At 34.3% G+C, this 23,789-nt stretch carries 25 protein-coding genes and 1 riboswitch; of the genes, 7 read left to right on the top strand and 18 right to left on the bottom strand.

Annotated features, from left to right (window positions below; all coding sequences use genetic code 11):
- Positions 1-41: 41 nt before the first annotated feature.
- Entirely contained in the window at positions 42-428 is a 387-nt protein-coding gene (locus tag EG242_RS05970; protein WP_124898987.1) for an HIT family protein, read from the bottom strand.
- Positions 429-439: 11 nt separating this feature from the next.
- The gene (gene greA / locus EG242_RS05965) at positions 440-916 is read right to left on the bottom strand and encodes a transcription elongation factor GreA (RefSeq protein ID WP_124898986.1); all 477 of its coding nucleotides are present in this window, start codon (positions 914-916) and stop codon (positions 440-442) included.
- Between the two features lie 136 nt (positions 917-1,052).
- Between greA and EG242_RS05960 the strand changes: the two genes are divergently transcribed.
- Positions 1,053-1,478, top strand: coding sequence for a Rieske (2Fe-2S) protein (locus EG242_RS05960; protein ID WP_124898985.1), 426 nt, complete (start codon positions 1,053-1,055; stop codon positions 1,476-1,478).
- 61 nt (positions 1,479-1,539) lie between these two features.
- On the opposite strand, the gene EG242_RS05955 is transcribed toward EG242_RS05960, so the two are convergent.
- The 4 genes from EG242_RS05955 to EG242_RS05940 all read right to left on the bottom strand — a co-directional run bounded on the left by EG242_RS05955 (position 1,540) and on the right by EG242_RS05940 (position 5,670).
- On the bottom strand, positions 1,540-3,717 hold the full coding sequence (locus EG242_RS05955; RefSeq protein WP_124898984.1) for a TonB-dependent receptor: 2,178 nt from the start codon (positions 3,715-3,717) through the stop codon (positions 1,540-1,542).
- 93 nt (positions 3,718-3,810) lie between these two features.
- A riboswitch (TPP riboswitch) is annotated at positions 3,811-3,904 on the bottom strand.
- A gap of 66 nt (positions 3,905-3,970) precedes the next feature.
- Positions 3,971-4,153 carry a hypothetical protein gene (locus EG242_RS05950; RefSeq protein WP_124898983.1) on the bottom strand — a complete coding sequence of 61 codons (183 nt, stop codon included), beginning with the start codon at positions 4,151-4,153 and terminating at the stop codon, positions 3,971-3,973.
- Between the two features lie 389 nt (positions 4,154-4,542).
- Positions 4,543-4,941 (bottom strand): alternative ribosome rescue aminoacyl-tRNA hydrolase ArfB, encoded by a 399-nt coding sequence (arfB, locus tag EG242_RS05945; RefSeq protein ID WP_124898982.1) that lies wholly within the window; start codon positions 4,939-4,941, stop codon positions 4,543-4,545.
- 93 nt (positions 4,942-5,034) lie between these two features.
- Positions 5,035-5,670 (bottom strand): 4'-phosphopantetheinyl transferase family protein, encoded by a 636-nt coding sequence (locus EG242_RS05940; RefSeq protein ID WP_203227684.1) that lies wholly within the window; start codon positions 5,668-5,670, stop codon positions 5,035-5,037.
- Positions 5,671-5,758: 88 nt separating this feature from the next.
- Here EG242_RS05940 and ahcY point away from each other — a divergent pair, with 88 nt between their 5' ends.
- Both ahcY and EG242_RS05930 read left to right on the top strand, forming a co-directional pair.
- Positions 5,759-7,075 (top strand): adenosylhomocysteinase, encoded by a 1,317-nt coding sequence (gene ahcY / locus EG242_RS05935; RefSeq protein WP_124898981.1) that lies wholly within the window; start codon positions 5,759-5,761, stop codon positions 7,073-7,075.
- An 80-nt stretch (positions 7,076-7,155) separates the two neighbouring features.
- Positions 7,156-7,812 (top strand): hypothetical protein, encoded by a 657-nt coding sequence (locus tag EG242_RS05930; RefSeq protein WP_124898980.1) that lies wholly within the window; start codon positions 7,156-7,158, stop codon positions 7,810-7,812.
- A gap of 30 nt (positions 7,813-7,842) precedes the next feature.
- Here EG242_RS05930 and EG242_RS05925 read toward each other — a convergent pair whose 3' ends face one another.
- The 3 genes from EG242_RS05925 to EG242_RS05915 form a co-directional block, all read right to left on the bottom strand.
- The gene (locus EG242_RS05925) at positions 7,843-8,475 is read right to left on the bottom strand and encodes a hypothetical protein (protein WP_124898979.1); all 633 of its coding nucleotides are present in this window, start codon (positions 8,473-8,475) and stop codon (positions 7,843-7,845) included.
- A complete protein-coding gene (locus EG242_RS05920) occupies positions 8,465-8,968 on the bottom strand; it encodes an RNA polymerase sigma factor (RefSeq protein ID WP_124898978.1) in 504 nt (167 codons plus the stop codon). The genes EG242_RS05925 and EG242_RS05920 overlap by 11 nt, the downstream gene beginning before the upstream one ends.
- A 102-nt stretch (positions 8,969-9,070) precedes the next feature.
- Positions 9,071-9,934, bottom strand: coding sequence for a sigma-70 family RNA polymerase sigma factor (locus EG242_RS05915; RefSeq protein ID WP_090677933.1), 864 nt, complete (start codon positions 9,932-9,934; stop codon positions 9,071-9,073).
- 280 nt (positions 9,935-10,214) lie between these two features.
- On the opposite strand from EG242_RS05915, the gene EG242_RS05910 reads away from it, so the two are divergent.
- Positions 10,215-11,024, top strand: coding sequence for a hypothetical protein (locus tag EG242_RS05910; RefSeq protein WP_124898977.1), 810 nt, complete (start codon positions 10,215-10,217; stop codon positions 11,022-11,024).
- Between the two features lie 56 nt (positions 11,025-11,080).
- On the opposite strand, the gene EG242_RS05905 is transcribed toward EG242_RS05910, so the two are convergent.
- The 6 genes from EG242_RS05905 to EG242_RS05880 all read right to left on the bottom strand — a co-directional run bounded on the left by EG242_RS05905 (position 11,081) and on the right by EG242_RS05880 (position 16,703).
- Positions 11,081-11,932: a hypothetical protein gene (locus tag EG242_RS05905; protein ID WP_124898976.1), complete on the bottom strand. Its 852-nt coding sequence runs from the start codon at positions 11,930-11,932 to the stop codon at positions 11,081-11,083.
- Between the two features lie 15 nt (positions 11,933-11,947).
- Positions 11,948-12,808 carry a carboxypeptidase-like regulatory domain-containing protein gene (locus EG242_RS05900; protein WP_158608849.1) on the bottom strand — a complete coding sequence of 287 codons (861 nt, stop codon included), beginning with the start codon at positions 12,806-12,808 and terminating at the stop codon, positions 11,948-11,950.
- A 76-nt stretch (positions 12,809-12,884) separates the two neighbouring features.
- Complete coding sequence (locus tag EG242_RS05895) at positions 12,885-15,119, bottom strand: polyribonucleotide nucleotidyltransferase (protein WP_124898974.1); 2,235 nt, start codon at positions 15,117-15,119, stop codon at positions 12,885-12,887.
- 144 nt (positions 15,120-15,263) lie between these two features.
- Positions 15,264-15,533, bottom strand: a complete 270-nt coding sequence (gene rpsO / locus EG242_RS05890; RefSeq protein ID WP_091517771.1) for a 30S ribosomal protein S15 — start codon at positions 15,531-15,533, stop codon at positions 15,264-15,266.
- 90 nt (positions 15,534-15,623) lie between these two features.
- Positions 15,624-16,211: a hypothetical protein gene (locus EG242_RS05885; RefSeq protein WP_124898973.1), complete on the bottom strand. Its 588-nt coding sequence runs from the start codon at positions 16,209-16,211 to the stop codon at positions 15,624-15,626.
- 33 nt (positions 16,212-16,244) lie between these two features.
- Positions 16,245-16,703, bottom strand: coding sequence for a GAF domain-containing protein (locus tag EG242_RS05880; protein WP_124898972.1), 459 nt, complete (start codon positions 16,701-16,703; stop codon positions 16,245-16,247).
- A gap of 49 nt (positions 16,704-16,752) precedes the next feature.
- Here EG242_RS05880 and EG242_RS05875 point away from each other — a divergent pair, with 49 nt between their 5' ends.
- From EG242_RS05875 to EG242_RS05865, 3 genes are all read left to right on the top strand, one after another.
- Positions 16,753-17,172: an HYC_CC_PP family protein gene (locus tag EG242_RS05875; RefSeq protein ID WP_124898971.1), complete on the top strand. Its 420-nt coding sequence runs from the start codon at positions 16,753-16,755 to the stop codon at positions 17,170-17,172.
- Positions 17,173-17,218: 46 nt separating this feature from the next.
- Positions 17,219-19,450, top strand: a complete 2,232-nt coding sequence (locus EG242_RS05870; RefSeq protein ID WP_124898970.1) for a TonB-dependent receptor plug domain-containing protein — start codon at positions 17,219-17,221, stop codon at positions 19,448-19,450.
- A gap of 222 nt (positions 19,451-19,672) precedes the next feature.
- Positions 19,673-20,020 carry a heavy-metal-associated domain-containing protein gene (locus tag EG242_RS05865; protein ID WP_124898969.1) on the top strand — a complete coding sequence of 116 codons (348 nt, stop codon included), beginning with the start codon at positions 19,673-19,675 and terminating at the stop codon, positions 20,018-20,020.
- A gap of 52 nt (positions 20,021-20,072) precedes the next feature.
- Here EG242_RS05865 and EG242_RS05860 read toward each other — a convergent pair whose 3' ends face one another.
- The 3 genes from EG242_RS05860 to groL all read right to left on the bottom strand — a co-directional run bounded on the left by EG242_RS05860 (position 20,073) and on the right by groL (position 23,761).
- On the bottom strand, positions 20,073-20,465 hold the full coding sequence (locus EG242_RS05860; RefSeq protein ID WP_124898968.1) for a DUF779 domain-containing protein: 393 nt from the start codon (positions 20,463-20,465) through the stop codon (positions 20,073-20,075).
- Positions 20,466-20,475: 10 nt separating this feature from the next.
- Complete coding sequence (locus EG242_RS05855; protein ID WP_124898967.1) at positions 20,476-21,987, bottom strand: aldehyde dehydrogenase family protein; 1,512 nt, start codon at positions 21,985-21,987, stop codon at positions 20,476-20,478.
- A 145-nt stretch (positions 21,988-22,132) separates the two neighbouring features.
- On the bottom strand, positions 22,133-23,761 hold the full coding sequence (gene groL / locus EG242_RS05850) for a chaperonin GroEL (RefSeq protein WP_124898966.1): 1,629 nt from the start codon (positions 23,759-23,761) through the stop codon (positions 22,133-22,135).
- Positions 23,762-23,789 lie beyond the last annotated feature (28 nt).

Genomic DNA, 23,789 nt, shown 5'->3' with positions numbered 1-23,789 from the left:
GTTGAATAAAAAATCCCTTTGAAATTTCAAAGGGATTCATTTTATAGATTCGCAGCTATTTGCTTGGCTGTTTCTTCAAATTCTTCTGGTGTTAACGATGCTTTTCGCTGAAAACGCATATCATCCATATCCTGTAACGGAATTAAATGTACATGTACATGAGGCACTTCTAACCCAACAACGGCAACCCCAACACGCTTGCAAGGAACTGCTTTTTCTATGGCTTGTGCCACATCATAAGAAAATTCCATTAAACAGGTGTATAAACTTTTATCCATATCAAAAATCTTGTTGATTTCCTGTTTTGGAACACACAACGTATGACCTTTTGCATTTGGATTGATGTCTAAAAAAGCAATAAACTCATCGTTTTCTGCTACTTTGTACGATGGAATTTCTCCGCTGATGATTTTAGTAAAAATACTCATGGCTTAAAGGTTTAGTCTCTTGTTATTTCTAAAACTTCGAACTTTAATGTTCCGTTTGGTACGCTGATTTCTGCAATTTCGCCAACCGATTTTCCTAACAAACCTTTACCAATTGGTGATGTTACCGAAATTTTACCCGCTTTTAAATCGGCTTCGCTTTCTGCAACCAGTTTGTATTTTATTTCCATTCCGTTGGTTTGGTTTTTAATACGCACGGTAGAAAGTACCAAAGCTTTTGATGTGTCTAATTGCGATTCATCAATTAAACGGGCATTTGCCAAAACCTCATCCATTTTAGAAATTCTTAATTCTAACAAACCTTGAGCTTCTTTTGCTGCATCGTATTCTGCATTCTCAGATAAATCACCTTTATCTCGCGCGTCTGCAATTGCTTGTGATGCTTTAGGGCGTTCAACATTTTTTAAATACTCTACTTCATCTCTTAATTTCTTCAAGCCCTCGGCAGTATAGTAGGATACGTTACTCATTTTTCATTTCAATTTATAAAACAGAAAAAATCCCATACATACGGGATTTTGCTCTTATACGTTTATTGTGTTAATATTTCTACTTTAATAATTATTCAAAGTTAAATAATTAAATTTGTTTTCCAAATCTTTTATAATGAAAAAGCTGTTTGTGTTAACAATATGTTCGGGTTTATTTTTACTGTCGTGTGCAAAAGACGATTGGGACAACCGCAACCCGTATTTGCCTGAAATTGCGGTGAATGTACCTATAAATACTTCATTGCCTACTTATAATAAATTAGAATATCCCGGTAATGCGATATACATACCAACTTATGGAATAAACGGTATTTTAGTAATTAATACAGGTACCGGAGTGCGCGCTTTTGATGCTACTTGTGCCAATCACGGAATAAGTAATTGTTCTAAACTTACGTTGAACGGAGTAGAAGCTACATGTGGTTGCAGTGATGCTTTGGTGTATAATTTATATTTAGGATTGGCAACTACCGATGCGCAATATCCGCTGAAAGAATACCGCGTTTCAAAAACGGGCTCTATGATTACCGTATATAATTAAAATAAACGAGCACCTGTAAAAGATGCTCGTTCTTAGTTGTTGATTATTAAGGTTGATTAGACTAAAATTTAAGCGTTACACCACCCAGAATGTTGAATTGTGCCTGCGGATAGTATCCTGTACCCTCTATGGTTTGCACTGTTCCGGGGTTTGACCAATTGTCATCGTAGGTGTAATAATATCCGTTTGAAATATATTTTACGTTAAAAATATTATTCGCCAATAAATTGAATGATATCGATTTAAACCATCTGTTTAAGGGCATTTCGTACACCACATTAATATCGTTTGTTAAATAAGAATCTAGCTTTGAAACTTTAGAATCGGTATTTCCCATGTATTGTTCGCCTACAAATTTGGTAAGCCATGTAAGGTTTAACTGTTTTGCCGGCGAAAAAGTTAAGGCATTACCAATAATTAAATTTGGCGAAAATGATATATTGGTGTTTCCTAAATTAACTAATGATCCATCTTTCTCTGCTTTGTAATCGGTGTTTTTGTTTGAACTCAACGTAACATTCGGATTAATTAACCATTTGGGAGCAAACTGCCACGATCCGTCAATTTCAATACCCAAACGGTAGCTGTTTCCACTGTTTTCACGCAAGGCAGCTCCTACATCGTTCAAAGCACCTGTCAACACTAACTGATCTTTGTACAACATATAATATCCGTTAACGTTTACCGCTAATTTTTGAGAAGCATATCTCCATCCTAATTCAAAATCGTTCAGCTTTTCCGGTCTGGGATTTCCGTTTTCATAGTCGTTACGATTGGGTTCACGATTTGCTCTTGCGTACGAAAAATAGGCACTGCTGGCATCGTCTATTTTATAAGTAATACCTGCTTTCGGATTAAAGAAATTGAATTTATCATCAACCAAACCTGTTTCGTTTCCGTTGGCTTTATAGGTTACATTACGATACTGTAAATCTCCGAACAAAATCCATTTATCTTGTAAGGCATAAGTTGCCTTTACAAACGTATTTTTATCATTTTTGGTAGAATTATCTCTGTAATATTCTTGTTTAAATTGATTTTGCGGCTGATTTCGAATCCATAAAACTTCGCCATAATGATCGTTCTCATAAGTATTTGCAGCTCCACCAAAAAGTACTTCTAGATTATCTTTGGCGTATTGAGCCGAAAAAGTAATTCCGTAGAATTGATTATCCAGATATTTTCTTCGAATTAAATCAGATGATTCTTTTGTTTCACCATTTACTTCCATAGGCTGCATGCCATAATCAGCAAGATCTTCATCAACCTTATAATTTTCAAAGTAACCAAAACCTTTGGTATAATGAACGGCTAAATTAGAATTCCAATTGCTGTTCCACTTTTCGTTCCAATGAAGTTGATAATGGTCTTGTTTGTAATTATCGGTTTCGTTATCGTAAAATCGTTGTACGCCGTTATCATCGATATATGCTCCGGATGGATTAAACGTTCGGTTGTTTTTCAACACCTCTTTATCTTCAACACCGTTCCACGCTTGATACGTTTTTTCGTTTCCGCCAAAAACCAACGCTTTCAATAATGTTTCTTCGTTAATGAAAGTTCCCTGTAAAAAGTAAGAATTAAGTTTAGATGAAGCACGATCAATATATCCGTCTGAATAAAGATTTGATAATCTACCCGTTAATTCAAAGGTGTTGTTTACTAATCCGGTGCTGAATTTTGCCGTATGTTTTCTAGTATTGAAGCTTCCGATGGAATTAGCGATTTCTCCATTAGCATCGTACGAAAACTTGTCGGTCAATAAGTTTAAACTCGCTCCAAAAGCACCCGATCCGTTGGTTGATGTACCAACACCGCGCTGTAATTGCAGATTTTCTACGCTTGAAACAAAATCGGGCATGTTTACCCAAAAACTTCCGTGCGATTCTGCATCGTTGTACGGAATACCGTTAATGGTAACGTTTATTCGCGTACCATCGCTACCACGAACGCGAATTCCGGTGTAACCCACGCCATTACCGGCATCGGTAGTTGTAACAACAGACGGCATAAAGTTCATTAAAACAGGGATATCCTGACCCAGATTGCGTTTTGCCAGTTCTTCTTTGCTTAAATTACTGAAAGCAATAGGCGTTTTGTTGGTTGCGCGAACGGCTTGTACTAAAACTTCATCTAAAGTTTCTATTGAAATAGTGTCTTTTTTAGTTTCGGTTTGCGTTTGTGCCTGCATGGAAATTGCCGAAAGACAAAAACCTGCAAACAAAAAATGAGTTTTCATTCGTAAAAATAATTTTACAAATAAAAGGGGCTTTTATTTTGTTTAGATTAATAAAAATGTTTTCGTTACGAACAGCAACTTATGCGTGCACTCATAGTGTATTTGTTCAATTCCCTACGTCGGCATTATCCGAATCAGGTTATACGGGTATGATCTCAGCCGATATTTGGCACCCCTTTGAGACGGGGCAAAGATAATGGTTTTTTTGAGATGAAAGAGAAAAGATAATAGAAAAAAGATGATAGGCGAAAGATTAGAAAGCAGAGCCTTGTAACCCTTTTTTCTTTTGATTAAAATTGATTAATTCTTCTTTTAAAGCCTTTTGCTGTTCTTCTTTGGTTAATTCTTCGTTTTTGTTAATGCCTGCAACAGCAATTTCGTGCTGTACATGTAAACGCATTAACGCTTGTTCTTTAGCTTTTGAATGGAATTGCATAGATTGTTTGATTTATAAAGAGCAACAGTGAAAATTATTGAATATATTAATGGGAATAAGATGAATTTAATATTGCCGTTTGAAAAAAAATTCATGTCTGCTAATATAAAAGATAAGAATATAAATACAGTTGTCGTTAAACTTATTGATATTTTGTTCCAATATACATGATTTTTACAAAAATGAGAAATAAGTATAAGAAACACTAAAGTGGGTACAGCGCAAAAAGTACCTATTATAACAAATAGAAAATAAAGAGTAAAGAAATCTTTGGCTTCGGTTCTGTTTAAACCATCCTCAAAAATAATTAGAAGTATAAAAAAAATAGGGCTTGTAAGTAACGTTATTATCCACGATTGTAATATGTGTTTGTCTATTTTTCCCATAATCTAAAACCTAAACTTTCTATTCTCTTTTTTATCGGCGATGCGTTGTTTGTCTTCTAAACGTTTTTTAATTACCGCTTTAGGAATTTTAGTAGCAATACGTTTTTTATCTTTCTTTAAAGCACTTTCCAATAACATAAATAAACGTTGGGTACATAGTTCTTTGTTTTTAAGCTGACTGCGGGTTTCGCCACATTCAACCATTATAAAACCTTCTTTGGTTATGCGGTTGGCTAATTTTTCTGTCAATGTTGATTTTTCATCGGCAGTTAAGCCGTTGCTTTGCTCCACAAAAAACTGAATCTGCACTTTTGTAGCAACTTTATTTACGTTTTGTCCACCCGCACCCGAACTGCGCACGGCTTTGTATTGTATTTCGGTTTGTATAATTTCTTTATTCATAGTTTTGTGTTTTTGCCACAGATACACGGATTATATCTGTAAATAAAATCAAATTGGTTAGTAAATTATCTTTGTATCTGTGGGAAAGAAAAATCATTCATTTTCTAATGCGTAAACTAAAGTGTAATTTTCAAAGGTTTCAAAATGAAAAGTAAATCGACAATCAAAATCTAATTCTTTACAACTAACTGTGGCTGTGCCTTGGTTGGTGTTTTTAGTAAAATCGTGAATATGCATATCCTGTTTAAAACTCAAACTGCGAGAATTGCACATTTTGTATAAAGCTTCTTTCGCACCCCAGATTACACTTAAATCTTCTTTATAATTCCTTTCAGTATTCAAAAAACTGTTTTCAGATCCAATAAATTTATCGGCAATTTTAATGATCTTTTCACGCTGTTTTTCCAAATCAATCCCAACGTTTTGAGTGCTGACAATAATCGCAGAAAAATCATAAGAATGGGTTATTGAAATATGCTTTCCATCTGCTAAACTCGGCTTTCCGTTGGTATCATAATTCAAATCAAAATCGGTATAACCGGCTTCCATCAATAATTTCCGAACACTCAAAAATCCCTTACGGTGTTGTTCAGATAGCATTCCGTTCAATCTGTGCAAATGTTTGTCCTGTAACGTAACGGCAGTATTCAATTCGGCTTCGCTTTCTAAAATCTTCCAAATAAATATCTGCGTATCAATGTCGTACGAAATAGTTTTAAATAAGGGCATATTGTAACGGTTTATGATTTCGTTTGCAATCTTTTAAAATGAAATGCGTAAATTTGCAAACAATTTGATATACAAATATACAGAATACATGAGTACAAAAACGATACCTTACGTGCCATTTAAAGTGAAAGATATTTCATTAGCGGCTTGGGGAAGAAAAGAAATTGAGTTAGCAGAAGCTGAAATGCCAGGGTTAATGGCGCTTCGTGAAGAGTATAAAAACGAACAACCTTTAAAGGGTGCGCGTATTGCAGGATGTTTGCACATGACCATACAAACGGCTGTGTTAATTGAAACGTTGAAAGCTTTGGGTGCAGAAGTTACTTGGAGTTCTTGTAACATTTTTTCTACACAAGATCAGGCTGCAGCTGCAATTGCCGAAACAGGAATTCAGGTTTATGCATGGAAAGGCTTGAACGAAGAAGATTTTGACTGGTGTATTGAACAAACATTGTTCTTTGGTGAAGACCGTCAGCCGTTAAACATGATTTTAGATGATGGTGGCGATTTAACCAACATGGTTATTGATCGTTACCCAGAATTGGTTGCAGGAATTAAAGGTTTGTCTGAAGAAACTACAACTGGTGTTCATCGTTTATATGAGCGTGTAAAAGCAGGAACTTTGCCAATGCCGGCAATCAATGTGAACGATTCGGTTACAAAATCGAAGTTCGATAACAAATACGGATGTAAAGAATCGGCTGTTGATGCTATTCGTCGTGCTACCGATTTAATGTTGGCTGGTAAACGTGTGGTTGTTTGTGGTTACGGTGATGTTGGTAAAGGAACAGCAGCGTCTTTCCGCGGAGCTGGATCTATTGTTACGGTTACCGAAATTGATCCAATTTGTGCGCTACAAGCAGCTATGGATGGTTTTGAAGTGAAAAAATTAGATACTGTTGTTGGTAATGCAGACATCATTATTACAACTACCGGAAATAAAGACATCGTTGTGGGGCGTCATTTCGAAAAAATGAAAGATAAAACGGTTGTTTGTAACATTGGTCACTTTGATAATGAAATTGATATGGCTTGGTTAAACGCAACTTACGGAGCTACTAAAAAAGAAGTGAAACCACAAGTTGATATTTACAACATAAACGGAAAAGATATTATTATTTTGGCTGAAGGACGTTTGGTTAACTTAGGTTGCGCAACTGGTCATCCGTCATTTGTAATGAGTAACTCGTTTACAAACCAAACATTGGCACAAATCGAATTATGGAACAATGCTGATAAATACGAGAACGATGTGTACATGCTACCAAAACATTTAGATGAAAAAGTAGCTGCATTGCACTTGGCTAAATTAGGTGTAGAATTAGAAACCTTATCAACAGAACAAGCAAATTATATTGGTGTGGAGGTTCAAGGACCATTTAAGCCGGAATATTATAGATACTAATATTGTTATCTCATGAAAACGAAAAGCAACTCATTGAAGTTGCTTTTTTTTATATCTTTATTTTTCTAATTGAATTGTTTATGAAGAATATTGTTTTAGTTGTCATGTTTTTTGGATTGAATTTAAATGCCCAAAGTTTAGAATCTTTTGGATTGAAGGGAAAAGTGAAATCAATTCAAGAAGAACTTAAAATGTGTTCCCACAACTACGGTAAAGCACAAACTAAAGATTGCTCATCTTTAACAAGTGAAAAACAGTTTACGAAAGAAGGCTATTTATTGGAATTTAAAAATTCGCCAAATCATGATAGTGTAACAAGAAAAAAAGAAAAAAATTCTACAGGTTGGCTAGAAACGGTTTATAATAATGAAGACAGCAAAATAATAAAACTTGCTGAATTCTATTACGATAAGAAAGATTTAATGTATAAAACGATCTCTTATGATGAATCTGGAGAAATTTTTAATACAACAGAATATTTCCACAATGATGCAATGATGTTAATTAGATTGGAAAGAAATACGTTGAATGATGACGGGGTTACAGAAAAAGCAGTAAATTTTTTTGATCAATACGGTACATTTTGTGGTTTAGAATTTTATCTTGATAACAAACTTAATGAAAAATATGAATTTGATATTCAGTATCAATTCGATGAAATAGGTAATTGGGTTCAATCAATTGTTACCACTGAGTTTTCCACGAATATTCATAACAGAACAATTACCTATTACTAAAAAAAGCAACTCATTCGAGTTGCTTTTTTGTTAATCTTCAAATTCGTCCATTAGTTCTTTCAGCTGTTTTAAATAGCTGCCGTAAAACTTCTTAATAATCCATTCCGAAAACAAAATCAATAGTACAATTGTTACAATTCCCAAAATAAACACCATGTAAATAAACGTAGGATCGGCTTGAAAAGTTTCTTTAAAATGATAGAATTTATCTACCAAATCGCACGTTTTATCTTTACCTGCCGTAATTACAAACAAAGCTATAGACGTTGGCAACAAAATGTAAATAGACGAGCGATAGGTTTCAATTGCAAAATAAAACTCATAATACAATCTAATAATACTTTCGCGGCTGCTAAACGTGTTGGGTTGTTTAATCATTTTGCTTATCGTGTAAAATCGGCGGTAATAATACAGCCCAAAAACGATAAATTGGCACACCAAAAAGTAATATATAAGACTTAAAACACCGTGTATTTGCGACGATTCCATTAAAGGAACTATTAAAATAAACACAATACTTACGATCCAAAAAATGGCTTCGCGCTTAAAACTTTTAATGATTTTTTCGGCAAGCGATTTACTTTTGGTTAAATATTCTGCTTTTATGTTAATATCTTTTTCGGGCTGATTGTCCCATTTTTTTTGTAACTCATCAAAATTCATATCCGTTCTTTTTTATGATGGTTTGTAATTTTTCCTTTGTTCTGTTTAACTTTACGCGCGCATTTACTTCGCTGATACCCAGGTTTTCGGCAATGTCTTTATGGTTTATTCCTTCTAAAAACAAGAAAATAAGGGCTTTTTCTACTTTGTTGAGTTCTTGCACGGCATCGTAAAAATATTTTAGCTGTTCTTCTTTAAAAGCGCTGTCGTCAGTATCTATGCGGTCATAATTTTCATGAAGTTCGTATTTGTCCTGTTTTTTGTCGTCTTTTTTAAAGAAGGTTAAAGCAGTATTCAAACAAACGCGGTACATCCAGGTAGAAAACTGACTGTCGCCTTTAAAGTTTTGGTACGATTTCCACAATTGAAAAGTCATTTCCTGAATCAAGTCTTGCTGATCTTCCGTATGGTCAAAGTACATCCTGGAAATTTTATATAAAATTCCCTTGTGCTTTTGCATTAAATCCAAGAATTCTTTTTCGGTGGCTTTCAAAGCAGAATAATTTTTACAAAATGTTAGTATCGTTTATTTCGATTTGTTACAAAGTGGGCATAAAAAAACTCGTTACCTAAATAACGAGTTTTAAAATTGATATTATCCTAAATAGGTTTTTAAGATTTTACTGCGAGATGTATGTTTTAATCTGCGGATTGCTTTCTCTTTGATCTGACGAACACGTTCGCGCGTTAAATCAAAAGTTTCCCCAATTTCTTCTAATGTCATTGGGTGTTGATCGCCCAAACCAAAATACAAACGAACAACATCTGCTTCACGCGGAGTTAATGTTTCCAACGCACGTTCGATTTCTGTTCTTAATGATTCATGAATCAGTTCACGATCCGGATTTGGTGATTCGCCGGAACGCAATACATCGTACAAGTTAGAATCTTCTCCTTCTACTAAAGGCGCATCCATTGATAAGTGACGACCAGAGTTTTTCATTGACTCTTTTACGTCGTTAACCGTCATGTCTAATTCTTTAGCGATTTCTTCTGCCGATGGCGGACGTTCATTCGATTGTTCTAACAACGCATACATTTTGTTGATTTTGTTGATAGATCCAATTTTATTTAATGGTAAACGTACGATACGTGATTGTTCTGCTAAAGCTGATAAGATTGATTGACGAATCCACCAAACGGCGTATGAAATAAATTTAAAACCACGTGTTTCATCAAAACGTTGTGCGGCTTTAATTAATCCCAGGTTTCCTTCGTTAATTAAATCGGGTAGTGTTAAACCTTGATTTTGGTATTGTTTTGCTACCGATACTACGAAACGTAAATTAGCTTTTGTTAATTTCTCTAAAGCGCGTTGATCGCCCGCTTTAATACGTTGTGCTAATTCTACTTCTTCGTCTGCAGTAATTAAATCTACTTTACCAATTTCTTGTAAATATTTGTCTAACGATGCCGTTTCACGATTGGTTACCTGTTTGGTAATTTTAAGTTGTCTCATGTTTTAAATAACCCCTTCCTTTGTTGTTAACTGTTAGTTATACGCAGCATGTTACAAAATGTTACAAAAGTTTGTAAAACTTTTTTTATTCGTACGAATCTACCGTGATATAAAGCGGGTAATTCAATTCGATTTTTTAAACATTTAGTATGCGAATAATAAATAATCAATGTTGTATGGATAGGTGTTGGAGGAATTATTATGTTGAGAAAATCAAATGAAATTCTTTTATGAATACAAAATAAAATATTTAAGTTTATATTAATTTTTATTATTAGCCATGGAATACATAAACGAATTGTTTTCTCTTATGATTAATCAGAATGTTGTTAGAATAATTGGGGGATTAGATATTACTAGACATTCTCAAACAGAAAATGAACTATATACGATAAAAAATATTGAGATATTAAAAGGACTTAAAATATTATCTATTAACCGTCATGGTGAAGTGACACTAATAGATTGTGTCGCAGATAGAATAATATATGATATTCCTGGAGAGCATATAAGAAGACAATATTGCTTAACTGATATAGAAGCAAAAGATTTTTTTTATAAATGGTTTGATCATAATAAGGAAGATTCTTTTTATTACGATCCATATTTTGAACATAATTTAGAATTAGAAAGATTTGAAATAAAATCTGGTTATTTTAAAGAAGATGATTGTTACATAGTTTTTGATTTTTCTTATCCATTGATTTTACAGAAATGTAAAACATTTGATGAAGCTAGGTATTTATTAAAAATTGATTTAGAGGCGAAATTTTTCGTTGCTAATATTTTTGATTTCAAAACTAATTCTACGATAGAAAATTTTTATTTCGCAGTTCATAACGATGAAATTATACAATTTCAAAAAAAGATATATGAACATCAGATGGAGTTTCCTTTTATTAAATATCCAATAGAACAATTATTTAACGAATTTTTAGACGAGTATATTAAGGGTGAATTCAATGTAAATTCTGATGAAATAACTGAAATCAGTAGAGAAGAGTTTGAATATTGGAAATTTGATTATCCAAAATTATTAGAATTAGAACAATTACAATTTACTGATTTTTTAAAGAACAATAGAGCGTAAAATACTGTGTTAAAATCTGTATATATTAAGAACTTTGGCAAAGGTTCTAAAACTTTTTATTCATATGAATCTACGGTGATATATAAAGGAATACTTGCAGGTATAGCCAGCCATTCGTCATCAGGAGAAGTTCTTGTGAAAAAAGTACTTCCGCTAGTTAAACCTATGTTTTGAAAGAAAGAACCTTCTTTTTTACCATCGTTAAACTCGACTTTTTGCTGTTTAATTATTACAGCAATTTTTTTGTAACTGCTTAAGTAAAAATCTCTATCTTCAATGTTGATAGTATTCCAACCTCTGGTTTTATGTGATAAAATAAAGTTAATGTTTTGATGAGGTATTCTTTTATATGGTTTGCCATTTTTTACTTCATAAAAGTAAACAGAAAAAAAACCACGTTTAAAAGTAAAGCCTTCTAAATGCCAATGAATTTTTTTTACTTTTAAGAATTTCTCTTTAATATTAATTATCATGCCAAATTCATAGCTCGTGTTATAACTAGAGGATGAATCTTCACCAGACATTATTCCTGATCCTTCACTTGTTCTGCCATAAGTTCGCTCTTTAATTTTAGCGTTTGCTGGCGGAATAATTATTTCTTGTAATAATTCTGACGATGGTTCAATAAATATAATTTTTAAAGAATTACTATTTGGTAGTATGATTTCTTTTTTATCGAAACCAAAATGATCAATTACTACTTTTAAAGGAAATTTGTATTTTTGAGCATCAAGAATAAAGAGGCCTTTTTCGTTAGATATCAAACTTTTTTTATAATCGGGCAATAGAATTGTAGCAAACTCAACCGCTTCTTTAGTCTGCTTATCATTTATTTGAAGCTTTACATTTTGTGCAAAAGTAATCTGTGTAGTAAATGTAAATAAAAATAATAAAAAAGAATTTTTCATAAGCTTTATTTGGTTTTATTCGTACGAATCTACTGTGATATATAAGGGGAAACTTGCAGGACCCGTTTCCCATTTCTCGTAAAGATTGCTTCGCATTGTTAACATGTTGGATGTTGTAAATGCAGCATTCATTATTAAAGTGGCTTCTTTCTCTCCCTTTTTAAAATCAACTTTTTGAGTTTTTATGATAGCTGCAATTTTTTTAGTTCCATCGAAAAATATATCTAAATCTTCGGTATTTATCACCAACCAGCCTTTTTGATTTTCGCTAACTGTAAAGTTTATTTCACTGTGAGGAATACGTTTTGATGGTTTGTTATTTTCTACCTCATAGAATTGTAAATTAAAAACAGCTTTTTTAAAGGTGACAACATTTATGTGCCAATTTACTTTCTTAAGCTTTTTTAAATATTTGTTTGTGTTAATAATTAATCCAAATTCAGTTCCTGAATCTTTATTGCTAAAATCGAAATTAGTCAGTTCAAAGTTTATGTTGTCCCATCCTTCTTTAGTTCTGCCGTAAGTTCGTTCTTTAATTTTGGCGTTTGCTGGCGGAATAATCAGTTCTTGCAATACTTCTGTAGCCGGATCTAAAAAAATATTATAAGCACTTGTGTTGTTTTGTAGTGTGATTTCTTTTTGATTAAACCCAAATTGTTCCACAATTACTTTTAGCGGTAGTTTGTATTTGTTTGTATCGATCATAAATATTCCTTTTTCGTTTGATACAAAACTTTTTTTATAATCGGGTAGAAGCACGGTTGCAAATTCAATTGATTCTTTTGTTTCCGAATCTGAAATTTGCAGGTTGATGTTTTGTGCAGTGATAATTTGTGTAACAAGTGTACACACAAAAAGTAAGAAGGTGTTTTTCATAATTGGTTTGTTTTGGTTGTAAAAATAAAAAAACCGATGAGGTTTGCTCATCGGTTTAGAATAGATTTAACAAAGACTAGTTGTTTTCTTCTTTCTTGTCGTTAGAAGGTTTGTTATCGTTATTTCTGTGCGCTGTTCTGTTTTCTCTATTGTCAGACTTGCCTTCTCCTTTGTTTTCAGGTTTTCCTTCTGGTCTTGGAGGGCGAGGTAATAATGCCTTGCGCGATACTTTTTCTTTTCTTGTTTTAGGATCTAAACCTAAGTATTTAACTTGGAATACATCGCCCATGTTTACAACATCGGTAACGTTTTCTGTACGTTCCCAAGCTAATTCAGATACGTGTAATAAAACTTCGTTACCTGGCGCAGCAGTATATTCTACTACAGCTCCAAATTCTAACATTTTAATTACTTTTACTTCGTAAGCTTCGCCAACTTGTGGTTTAAAAGTGATCGATTGAATTTTTGCCAATACTGCTTCAATTCCTGCAGGATCAGTTCCTAAAATCTCAACAATACCTTCTTCATCAACTTCGGTGATCACAATTGTTGTTCCTGTAGCTTTTTGTAATTCTTGAATTACTTTACCACCCGGACCAATCAGTGCACCAATGTAAGCTCCTGGAATTGTTCTTGTGATAATTTTTGGAGCGTGAGCTTTAACTTCTTCGTTTGGTTTCGCTAAAGTTTCAGTCAGTTTTCCTAAAATATGTAAGCGTCCTTCACGAGCCTGCTCTAAAGCCTGCTCCATGATTTCGTATTTCAATCCGTCAATTTTGATATCCATTTGGCAAGCTGTGATCCCTTCTGAAGTTCCTGTTACCTTGAAATCCATATCTCCTAAATGATCTTCATCACCTAAAATATCAGATAAAACGGCAAAACGATCTCCATCGGTAATCAATCCCATCGCGATTCCAGAAACAGGGCGAATCATTTGAATACCTGCATCCATCAACGATAAAGTTCCTGCACAAACAGTTGCCATTGAAGACGATCCGTTTGATTCTAATACTTCAGAAACCACACGTATTGTATAAGGGCAATCTGCAGGAATCATGTTTTTTAATGCGCGTTGCGCCAAGTTTCCGTGACCAACTTCTCTTCTTGATGTTCCTCTTAACGGACGAGCTTCTCCTGTTGAAAATGGTGGGAAATTATAGTGTAAGTAGAATTTTTCTTCTCCTTGTTCAGATGGTGAATCAATAACGTTTGCTTCTCTAGAAGTTCCTAAAGTTGCAGTTGCTAATGCTTGAGTTTCACCACGTGTAAACAATGCAGAACCGTGAACAGATGGTAAGTAATCAACTTCGCACCAAATTTGGCGGATTTCAGTTGTTTTTCTTCCGTCTAAACGTGTTCCTAAATCTAAAGTTACGTTACGAACAGCGTCTTTGTTTACTTTTTTGAAATATTTAGAAACTAAATCTCCGTTTTCTAATAATTCTTCTTCTGTAAACAATGCAATTACTTCTTCTTTTACAGCATCAAAAGCAGCAGAACGTTCGTGTTTTGCAGAACCTTTACTTGCAATAGCGTAAATTTTATCGTAAGCTGCTTCTTTAACTTTTGCTAAAATAGCTTCGTCTTCTTTTTCTCCTTCGTATTCACGAACTTCTTTCTTTCCAAATGCAGCTGCCAATCTTTCTTGCGCATCAATTTGTACTTTAATGTGTTCGTGCGCGAATTTAATGGCTTCAACCATTTCTTTTTCTGAAATTTCTTTCATTTCGCCTTCTACCATTGCGATAGAATCTCTTGAAGCACCAATCATCATATCGATATCAGACAATTCTAATTGTGCACGAGAAGGGTTAATGATGAATTTTCCATCAATACGTGCAACTCTTGCTTCAGAAATCAATGTTTCAAAAGGAATGTCAGACAAAGCAAGTGCTGCCGAAGCTGCCAAACCTGCCAATGCATCAGGCATTACGTCTTCGTCATGAGACATTAACTGAATCATAACTTGAACTTCTGCGTGATAATCACTTGGGAAAAGCGGACGCAAAACGCGGTCTACCAATCTCATTGTTAATACTTCACTGTCGCTTGGGCGTGCTTCTCTTTTAAAGAAACCACCTGGAAAACGACCAGCTGCTGCAAATTTCTCGCGGTAATCTACCGTTAATGGTAAAAAGTCGATACCCGGACTTGCTTTTCTTGCGGAAACAACGGTACCTAAAATAACCGTTTTTCCAATTCTTACTACTACAGAACCATCTGCTTGTTTTGCCAAGCGTCCTGTCTCGATTGTGATGTTTCTGCCATCACCTAAATCGATGCTTTCTACAAATAATTGTGGAATCATAAATTAATTCTCTAATTGATTAAACAATGGGTTGTGTTGTTGTGTTGTGTAGTTGTTGTGTGCCCCAATGAAAAACCAAGCTTTTATGCTTATAATATAATAAAAAAAAGAGGTGCGCATGCGCACACCTCGTTGTAAAATGGATTATTTTCTAATACCCAATTCTTTGATAATTTCACGATATCTGTTGATATCTTTTTTCTTTAAGTAATCTAAAAGACTTCTTCTTTTACCTACTAAAAGAACTAATGAACGCTCTGTATTATAATCGTGACGATTCTTTTTTAAGTGCTCTGTTAAATGCGAAATTCTGAATGTGAATAATGCAATTTGTCCTTCTGCTGAACCTGTGTTCGCTGCAGCACCTCCGTGTTTAGCGAAGATTTCTTCTTTAACTTCTTTAGTTAAATACATGCTAATATTATTTAAATGATTATTATGTAATGTTTTGAATTATAAAATTCGATGCAAATGTACATCTTTTTTTTAATCTAACAATTTTAATTAATCTATTTTGGTTAGGATAATTTCTTTAGTTGAACATTCTAAACCTTTCCATATTAAAGTTTTACCGTCTTCGCTAGAAGTTATATCATAATTGTCATTAAAAAAATAGTCGGCTAAAAACTGATATTCCTCTGGTAAATCATCAAAATTCATTGTAGGTTCAGGAAAATATTTCGGATCTACTTGAATTAAAGAATAAATTGACTTATCATGGAGATTTGGATGTACCAACGACGATCTAAATGGTATTATTTCTTGATTGACATAAAAGTTTCCATTAAAATAGAATCGAACTCTATCATCTTCCATCTCTTTTTCTTCTACAAAGACATCAATTCTTCCAAGATTATATAGAATAGTATCATTTTTAATGATATCTGACCCATTGTTTGGAACTACTACCATTTTTTGAATTTTCCAACTACCAGATATTTTAGGTGTATGTTCCTTTAAAAATTCGTTGTCTCTTTTCTTGAATTCATTTGAATAGTTTATGTCTGATTCATTCTCATAACTACAAGAAGTAAAAACTGTCGTTACGGTTAATAGTGATAAAATAAAAATTTTGCTAAAGTGTTTTTTCATGGTGTTTCTAATTTATTTTTTGCAAATATAAAATTACCCTTTATACATTTCGGCAATTTCATCGGTAAGCCATTCCAATAATTCTTTGTCTTCGCTACTAAATGCGCTTACGGTGTTTGAATCAATGTCAATCTGACCTATATTGATATCATTTACAATAATAGGTACAACAATTTCCGATTTTACATCAATATTACACGAAATGTAATTGTCTTGAGCAGTAACATCATCAACCAAAAAAGTTTCGTTACTTTCGGCAACCTGTCCGCAAATACCTTTTCCAAACGGAATAGTTATATGATCTGTAGGTAATCCTGCAAACGGTCCCAAGTGCAATTCTTTCTTGTTGGCATCGGCAAAATAAAAACCAACCCAATCGTGATTTGCTACATTTAAATGTAAAAGATTACAAATTTCTTGTAATCGTTCGTTAATGGTTTTGTTCGATTTTACAATTTCTGTTAAAGAAATCTTTAATTGTTCTCTTTCCATATTCTTTTTTTAGTAAATTTACAAAAAATTAAAACGTAGCAAAATTTAAATGTTTCAACGCTATCTATATAATGTTTTATTAGCAGCAGCCATACTTTTTTCAAATGTAGGGTTGGCTATTAATATTCATTATTGTGGTAACGAAATTGAAAAAGTTGAATTGGGTTACGCCGCTTCTATAGGCTGTGCAGAAGACACGCACGAAAAAGCATGTTGCAAAGAAAAAAACGAAACGATAAAGAAAGATTGTTGTAAAAACGAAACCATTAAACAAAAAACAGACGATGTTGTTATAAAGGTTTTTAACGTTCAGCAGTTTTCAGATTTTATAACGCCTGTTGTTTATAAATTTCAGCCGCTTGTTATTTCTAAAAGCAATCTGCCAAAGAAAATCAATGTTACTTTCCGTTGCGAAAGTAATGCTCCGCCATTATATAAACTCTACAATCAGTACTTGCTGTACGCATAATTACACATTTTTTACCAAAAGAATGTTTAATTAATTATGCAAATTCATGAAATATACCTTAATGCTATTGTGTGCGTTCGGCGTGCACAACATTTATGCCCAAGATACTTACAAGGGTAAAGTTTTAGATACTTACAATTCATCTATAGAAAAAGCAAATATTACGGTTAACGACAGCGTTGTTGCCACTACTGATAAATTCGGAATGTTCGAGGTTACTCTAAACGAACCGTCTGCAGTTTATATTTATGCCGAAGGATACGAGGTTTTAGAAGTCGAATTAACAGATAAAGACCGATTTTACACGTTTCAAATTCAACCCGAAGCCAGTTTAAACGAATTGGTTGTAAACGTAAACAAGAAAAATACCGAACGTAATAAAGGTATTACCAACTCGCAAACCATGAACAGTGGCGAGTTGCTAAAAGCAGCTTGTTGTAATTTGGCAGAATCTTTTGAAACAAATCCATCAATCGATGTGAATTTTTCTGATGCCATTTCGGGATCAAAACAAATTAAAATGTTGGGCTTAACAAGTCCGTATATTTTAATTGCCGAAGAAAATATTCCGAGTGTTCGTGGTGCTTCGCAAGCTTACGGATTGTCGTTCACGCCTGGAACTTGGGTAGAAAGTATTCAGGTAACTAAAGGCGCGGGAAGTGTTGTAAATGGTTTTGAAAGTATTTCGGGACAGATAAATACCGAATTGATCAAGCCCGGAAACGATATTCCTTTCTTTTTGAATTTATACGGATCTACCGATTCACGTTTTGAATTGAATGCACATTTTAACGAGAAAATTTCTGATAAATGGAGTACTTCGTTGTTTGTTCACGGAAATACCCGCGTTAAAAAGAACGATATGAATCACGACGGATTTTTAGATAATCCGTTGGGAAGTCAGGTAAATGTAATGAACCGTTGGCAATATCAAAACCTTGAAAAAGGTTGGATTGCTTTTATTACGGCACGTTATATGAAAGACGAAAAACAAACAGGCGAGATCGATTTTGATAAAGATCAACACAAATTAACAACCTTAAAATGGGGATCAGAACTAAACACCGATAAGTTTGATGCCAGCACAAAAGTTGGGTATGTTTTCCCTGATCAGCCTTACAAAAGTTTCGGTTGGCAAAACTCGTTCAGCTACCATAAACAAAATTCGTATTTTGGTTTAAACCAGTTCGATATAACACAACGCAGCATCTATTCAAACTTTTTGTATAGTTCTATCATCAGTAATACGCTGCATAAATTCTCTACCGGAGCAAGTTTTATGCACGATGATTATTCAGAATTCATAGCAAATTACGGTAATAAAAATTTCGACCGAACCGATACAAGCTACGGAGCATTTTTTGAATATACGTACGATAATACCGATAATTTAGCTTTGATTTTAGGTGGACGAATTGATAATTCTAATCGATTGGGAACTTTTGTAACTCCGCGTATGCATGTGCGATATAATCCGTGGGAAAAAACAACTTTAAGGGCGTCGGCGGGTAGAGGTAAGCGTTTGGCGAATATTTTTGCAGAAAATCAATATTTATTTGCAAGTAACCGACAGTTTAATATTTTGAACGAAGGTGGAAAAGCCTACGGAATGGATCCTGAAATCGCGTGGAATTACGGTTTAAGTGTTACTCAAGATTTTACTTTTTTAGGGAAAAATGCTAGTTTAACGCTTGATTTTTACAGAACCGATTTTCAAAATCAAATTGTAGTAGATTTAGATCAATCGGCTCGTTCGGTTAATTTCTATAATTTAGATGGAAAATCGTTCGCGAATTCATTTCAAGCCGAATTAAGTTACAACATCATTAAGCACTTAAATTTAAGAACCGCATATAAATATTACGATATTGAAACAACCTATAGCAACAAAACTTTAGAAAGACCTTTACAGGCAAAACACCGCGTTTTTGCTAATTTAGAATATACCACTCATGAAAATAACGGAAGTTATTGGAAATTTGATGCTACTTGGAATTGGTTAGGTGCACAACGTTTACCTTACACAGGCGATAATTCAATCGAAAATCAGTTAGCAAGTTACACCAACCCGTTTTCTACGATCAATGCACAGGTAACAAAAGTTTTTTCTGATAATTTTGAAGTGTACGTAGGTGGCGAAAACATTGGAAATTATCAACAACATCGAGTGATTTTAGGAGCAGACAATCCTTTTGGCAATGAATTTGATAGTACTATTATATACGGACCAATTTTTGGACAGATGTATTATGCCGGATTGCGATTTAAAATTAAATAGTAATTAAGTCAAAGGAGCAAATGCTGAAGAGCTTGTCACTTCGAGCGGAGTCGAGAAGTCAAACGTTTGATTTGTCATTCTGAACGAAACGTAGTGTAGTTGAAGAATCTTTAGTGTAAAAAAAAGATTCCTCCTTTAGCTTGTACTGAGCCTGTCGAAGTATCGGAATGACAATTTACTGTAATAATTAAAAGAATAACTAACAATTAAAAATAAAGAAAAATGAAAAAATATTTAGTATTGATGATGGCTGTTTTGGGTGTTGCATTTACATCTACAGCGCAAGAAAAGAAAAGTAAAAATGCAAAAGTTGATGTTGAGGTAAAAGGCAATTGTGATATGTGTAAAAAACGTATTGAAAAAGCCGCTTTTGGAGTTAAAGGCGTAAAATCGGCAGAATGGCATGCAGATGATCAAATGCTTCACTTAATCATCGATGAAAATAATACATCGTCTAAAAAAGTACAGGAATCGGTTGCTAAAGCAGGTCACGATACCAAAGAAGTGAAAGCAACAACAGATAATTACGATAATTTACACGGTTGCTGTAAATACGAAAGAGAATCGTAATTTATATCAATAAAAAAATCCGCTCTAATAAATTGTAGAGCGGATTTTCTTTTTACTTATTTCGATCTTTATACATTGTGGGTTCTGGTAATTGGGCTGCTTCTTCTGGAGTAAAAATAGTGTAATTTACTTTAAAAGTTTTGCCTTTAGGAATTTCGAGTGAAAAACCACCCGTTCCAAATCCGTCTAAAACATCGAGTTCAAAATGAGCATGTTTCCAATATTCAAACAAATTATGATCGATCCAAAAATCATATCCCAACAACTCACCAATTAAAACGTCGCGCATCCTTGGAAAATAACCTCCTTTTTTAAAACACATGGGTTGCGTGCCTTCGCAGCATCCACCTGCTTGGTAAAACATTAAATCTCCGTGTTCTTGCGCTAATTCTTTAATCAGTTCCAAAGCTTTTGGGGTAGCTGATAATCTGGATGTTTTTGTCATAATCTCATTTTTAAAAGAAACCTAATTTTTTCTTGTCGTAAGAAATCAACATATTTTTTGTTTGGCGGTAATGGCCTAACATCATTTTGTGATTTTCTCTACCGATACCCGAAAGTTTATATCCACCAAAAGGAGCTCCGGCAGGATAACTGTGGTATTGGTTTACCCAAACACGACCTGCCTGAATAGCACGCGGAATTTGATACAACTGATGCGCATCACGTGTCCAAACACCAGCACCTAAACCGTAAATGGTATCGTTGGCAATTTCAATAGCATCCGCTTCGTCTTTAAAAGTAGTTACAGCCAATACAGGTCCAAAAATTTCTTCTTGAAACACACGCATTTTGTTGTGACCTTTTAATAAAGTTGGCTTAATGTAATAACCGTTTTCAATATCACCACCTAAAATGTTGGCATCGCCACCCGTTAAAACTTCAGCACCTTCTTCTTTTCCTAATTTGATGTAATTTAGAATTTTATCGTACTGAATTTTCGATGCTTGTGCACCAATCATGGTTGCGGTATCTAAAGGATTTCCTGCTTTAATAGCATTTACACGAGCTACTACTTTTTCGATGAATTTATCGTAAATAGATTCCTGAATTAACAAACGAGAAGGACATGTACAAATTTCACCTTGATTTAAGGCAAACAATACAGCACCTTCAATTGCTTTGTCTAAATAATCGTCGTCTTCATCCATTACCGATTCAAAGAATACGTTTGGCGATTTACCTCCCAATTCTAAAGTTACCGGAATAATGTTTTCAGTAGCGTATTGCATAACCATACGTCCTGTAGCGGTTGATCCGGTAAATGCTGCTTTTGAGACTTTAGGATTTCCAACTAATTCTTGACCTAATTCGGCCCCGAAACCGTTAACAACGTTTAAAACACCTGGTGGTAACAAATCGCCGATTACTTCCATTAAAACTAAGATAGAAATCGGAGTTGATTCGGCAGGTTTTAAAACAATAGTATTTCCTGCAGCTAAAGCTGGTGCAATTTTCCAAACAGCCATTAAAATAGGGAAGTTCCAAGGAATAATTTGTGCAACGACACCAATTGGTTCGTGTACAATTAACGAAACCGTATTTTGATCTAATTCTGTTAACGAGCCTTCTTCGGCACGAATTACTCCTGCAAAATAACGGAAGTGGTCAATAGCCAACGGAATATCTGCATTTAATGTTTCGCGTACCGGTTTACCATTGTCGGTAGTTTCTACGGCTGCTATGTACTCTAAATTCTGCTCAATTCGATCGGCAATTTTGTTTAGAATAATACTACGTTCTGTTGCAGATGTTTTGCCCCATGTTTTAAATGCTTCGGCAGCTGCATCAACCGCTAAATCTAAATCTTGTGCGTTAGAATGTGCTGCTTTAGTCATTACAGTGCCATCTAAAGGCGTAATTACATCAAAATATTTTCCTGATGCAGGTGGTGCCCATTTTCCGTTGATGTAATTGTCGTACTGATCTTTAAATTTTGGCCTGTCGTAAACTTTGTTTGTACTCATTATTTTTATTTTTAGGTTTTTAATATTCCTTATCAATTTACGACTAATTACTTCAATATTGATTAAATAATTGTTAATTGTGAATAGTTTAAATGAAAAAGCAGCTCCAATGGAACTGCTTTTAAAAACTTTATTATTAATGATCTTACATCATTCCTGGCATACCGCCGCCCATTGGCATTTGACCTGCACCTTCTTCTTTAATATCAACTAAAGCACATTCTGTAGTTAAAATCATACCGGCAACCGAAGCTGCGTTTTCTAAAGCTACACGAGTTACTTTTTTAGGGTCGATGATTCCTGCTGCCAACATATCAACATATTCGTCGGTTTTAGCATTGTAACCATAGTTTCCTGAAGCTTCGCCAACTTTTGCTACAATAACAGATCCTTCTAAACCTGCATTTTCAACAATAGTTCTTAAAGGCGATTCAATAGCGCGAGCAACGATTTGAATACCTGTTTTTTCGTCTGCATTTAAAGCATCAACACTAGTTAAAGCAGCTTTTGCTCTTAATAAAGCTACACCACCACCTGCAACAATACCTTCTTCAACAGCTGCACGTGTTGCATGTAAAGCATCGTCTACACGGTCTTTTTTCTCTTTCATTTCCACTTCAGAAGCTGCACCAACGTAAAGTACTGCCACACCGCCAGCTAATTTAGCCAAACGTTCTTGTAACTTTTCACGATCGTAGTCAGAAGTAGTTGTTTCCATTTGTGCTTTAATCTGGTTTACTCTGTTTTTAATCATATCAGAATCACCCGCACCGTTTACAATGGTTGTGTTGTCTTTGTCAATAGAAACGCGTTCTGCAGTTCCTAACATTTCCAACGTAGCATTTTCTAAAGTGTAACCGCTTTCTTCTGCAATCACCGTTCCGCCAGTTAAAATAGCTATATCTTCTAACATTGCTTTTCTACGGTCACCAAAACCTGGCGCTTTTACTGCGGCGATTTTTAATGCACCACGTAATTTGTTTACAACCAAAGTTGATAACGCTTCACCATCTACATCTTCAGCGATGATCAATAACGCTTTTCCTGATTGAGCAACCGGTTCTAAAACGGGTAATAATTCTTTTAATGAAGATATTTTTTTATCGTATAATAAGATATAAGGATTTTCGAATTCCGTTTCCATTTTCTCTGGATTTGTAACGAAATAAGGCGAAAGATATCCTCTGTCAAACTGCATTCCTTCTACAACATCAACATACGTATCCGTTCCTTTAGCTTCTTCAACAGTAATAACACCTTCTTTACCAACTTTACCAAAAGCCTCAGCGATCAATTCACCAATAACTTCGTCGTTGTTAGCTGAAATTGATGCCACTTGTTTGATTTTTTCGGTAGTTGAACCTACTTCTTGCGTTTGTTTTGATAAATCGGCAACAATAGCTTCCACAGCTTTGTCAATTCCACGTTTTAAATCCATTGGATTTGCACCCGCAGCAACGTTTTTCAATCCTTCTTTAACAATAGCTTGTGCCAAAACAGTTGCAGTTGTAGTACCATCACCAGCTAAATCGTTGGTTTTACTTGCTACTTCTTTCACCATTTGCGCACCCATGTTTTCTAAAGCGTCTGCTAATTCTACTTCTTTTGCTACAGTAACACCATCTTTAGTTACGTGTGGTGCACCGAATGATTTAGAAATAATTACGTTTCTACCTTTTGGACCTAAGGTTACTTTTACTGCATTTGCCAATGCATCAACACCGCGTTTTAAGCCGTCGCGTGCTTCAATATCAAATTTTATATCTTTTGCCATATTTTTATGCTTTAGGCAGTAAGCGGTT

The organism is Paenimyroides viscosum, from assembly GCF_003858535.1.
Classification (GTDB): Bacteria; Bacteroidota; Bacteroidia; order Flavobacteriales; family Flavobacteriaceae; genus Flavobacterium; species Flavobacterium viscosum.
The sequence above is the reverse complement of the archived record's forward strand: the minus strand, read 5'-3'. Positions and strand labels throughout refer to the sequence as shown.

What these genes read in the sequence shown, in the direction of transcription:
- EG242_RS05925 (WP_124898979.1), bottom strand. Translation starts at nt 8,475, where the DNA reads ATGAATTTTGATGAGTTACAAAAAAAATGGGACAATCAGCCCGAAAAA.
- EG242_RS05915 (WP_090677933.1), bottom strand. Translation starts at nt 9,934, where the DNA reads ATGAGACAACTTAAAATTACCAAACAGGTAACCAATCGTGAAACGGCA.
- EG242_RS05970 (WP_124898987.1), bottom strand. Translation starts at nt 428, where the DNA reads ATGAGTATTTTTACTAAAATCATCAGCGGAGAAATTCCATCGTACAAA.
- EG242_RS05895 (WP_124898974.1), bottom strand. Translation starts at nt 15,119, where the DNA reads ATGATTCCACAATTATTTGTAGAAAGCATCGATTTAGGTGATGGCAGA.
- ahcY (WP_124898981.1), top strand. Translation starts at nt 5,759, where the DNA reads ATGAGTACAAAAACGATACCTTACGTGCCATTTAAAGTGAAAGATATT.
- EG242_RS05960 (WP_124898985.1), top strand. Translation starts at nt 1,053, where the DNA reads ATGAAAAAGCTGTTTGTGTTAACAATATGTTCGGGTTTATTTTTACTG.
- EG242_RS05860 (WP_124898968.1), bottom strand. Translation starts at nt 20,465, where the DNA reads ATGACAAAAACATCCAGATTATCAGCTACCCCAAAAGCTTTGGAACTG.
- arfB (WP_124898982.1), bottom strand. Translation starts at nt 4,941, where the DNA reads ATGAATAAAGAAATTATACAAACCGAAATACAATACAAAGCCGTGCGC.
- EG242_RS05880 (WP_124898972.1), bottom strand. Translation starts at nt 16,703, where the DNA reads ATGGAAAGAGAACAATTAAAGATTTCTTTAACAGAAATTGTAAAATCG.
- EG242_RS05940 (WP_203227684.1), bottom strand. Translation starts at nt 5,670, where the DNA reads ATGCCCTTATTTAAAACTATTTCGTACGACATTGATACGCAGATATTT.
- EG242_RS05885 (WP_124898973.1), bottom strand. Translation starts at nt 16,211, where the DNA reads ATGAAAAAACACTTTAGCAAAATTTTTATTTTATCACTATTAACCGTA.
- EG242_RS05865 (WP_124898969.1), top strand. Translation starts at nt 19,673, where the DNA reads ATGAAAAAATATTTAGTATTGATGATGGCTGTTTTGGGTGTTGCATTT.
- EG242_RS05875 (WP_124898971.1), top strand. Translation starts at nt 16,753, where the DNA reads ATGTTTCAACGCTATCTATATAATGTTTTATTAGCAGCAGCCATACTT.
- EG242_RS05910 (WP_124898977.1), top strand. Translation starts at nt 10,215, where the DNA reads ATGGAATACATAAACGAATTGTTTTCTCTTATGATTAATCAGAATGTT.
- EG242_RS05930 (WP_124898980.1), top strand. Translation starts at nt 7,156, where the DNA reads ATGAAGAATATTGTTTTAGTTGTCATGTTTTTTGGATTGAATTTAAAT.
- EG242_RS05905 (WP_124898976.1), bottom strand. Translation starts at nt 11,932, where the DNA reads ATGAAAAATTCTTTTTTATTATTTTTATTTACATTTACTACACAGATT.
- greA (WP_124898986.1), bottom strand. Translation starts at nt 916, where the DNA reads ATGAGTAACGTATCCTACTATACTGCCGAGGGCTTGAAGAAATTAAGA.
- EG242_RS05900 (WP_158608849.1), bottom strand. Translation starts at nt 12,808, where the DNA reads ATGAAAAACACCTTCTTACTTTTTGTGTGTACACTTGTTACACAAATT.
- EG242_RS05855 (WP_124898967.1), bottom strand. Translation starts at nt 21,987, where the DNA reads ATGAGTACAAACAAAGTTTACGACAGGCCAAAATTTAAAGATCAGTAC.
- rpsO (WP_091517771.1), bottom strand. Translation starts at nt 15,533, where the DNA reads ATGTATTTAACTAAAGAAGTTAAAGAAGAAATCTTCGCTAAACACGGA.
- groL (WP_124898966.1), bottom strand. Translation starts at nt 23,761, where the DNA reads ATGGCAAAAGATATAAAATTTGATATTGAAGCACGCGACGGCTTAAAA.
- EG242_RS05870 (WP_124898970.1), top strand. Translation starts at nt 17,219, where the DNA reads ATGAAATATACCTTAATGCTATTGTGTGCGTTCGGCGTGCACAACATT.
- EG242_RS05950 (WP_124898983.1), bottom strand. Translation starts at nt 4,153, where the DNA reads ATGCAATTCCATTCAAAAGCTAAAGAACAAGCGTTAATGCGTTTACAT.
- EG242_RS05955 (WP_124898984.1), bottom strand. Translation starts at nt 3,717, where the DNA reads ATGAAAACTCATTTTTTGTTTGCAGGTTTTTGTCTTTCGGCAATTTCC.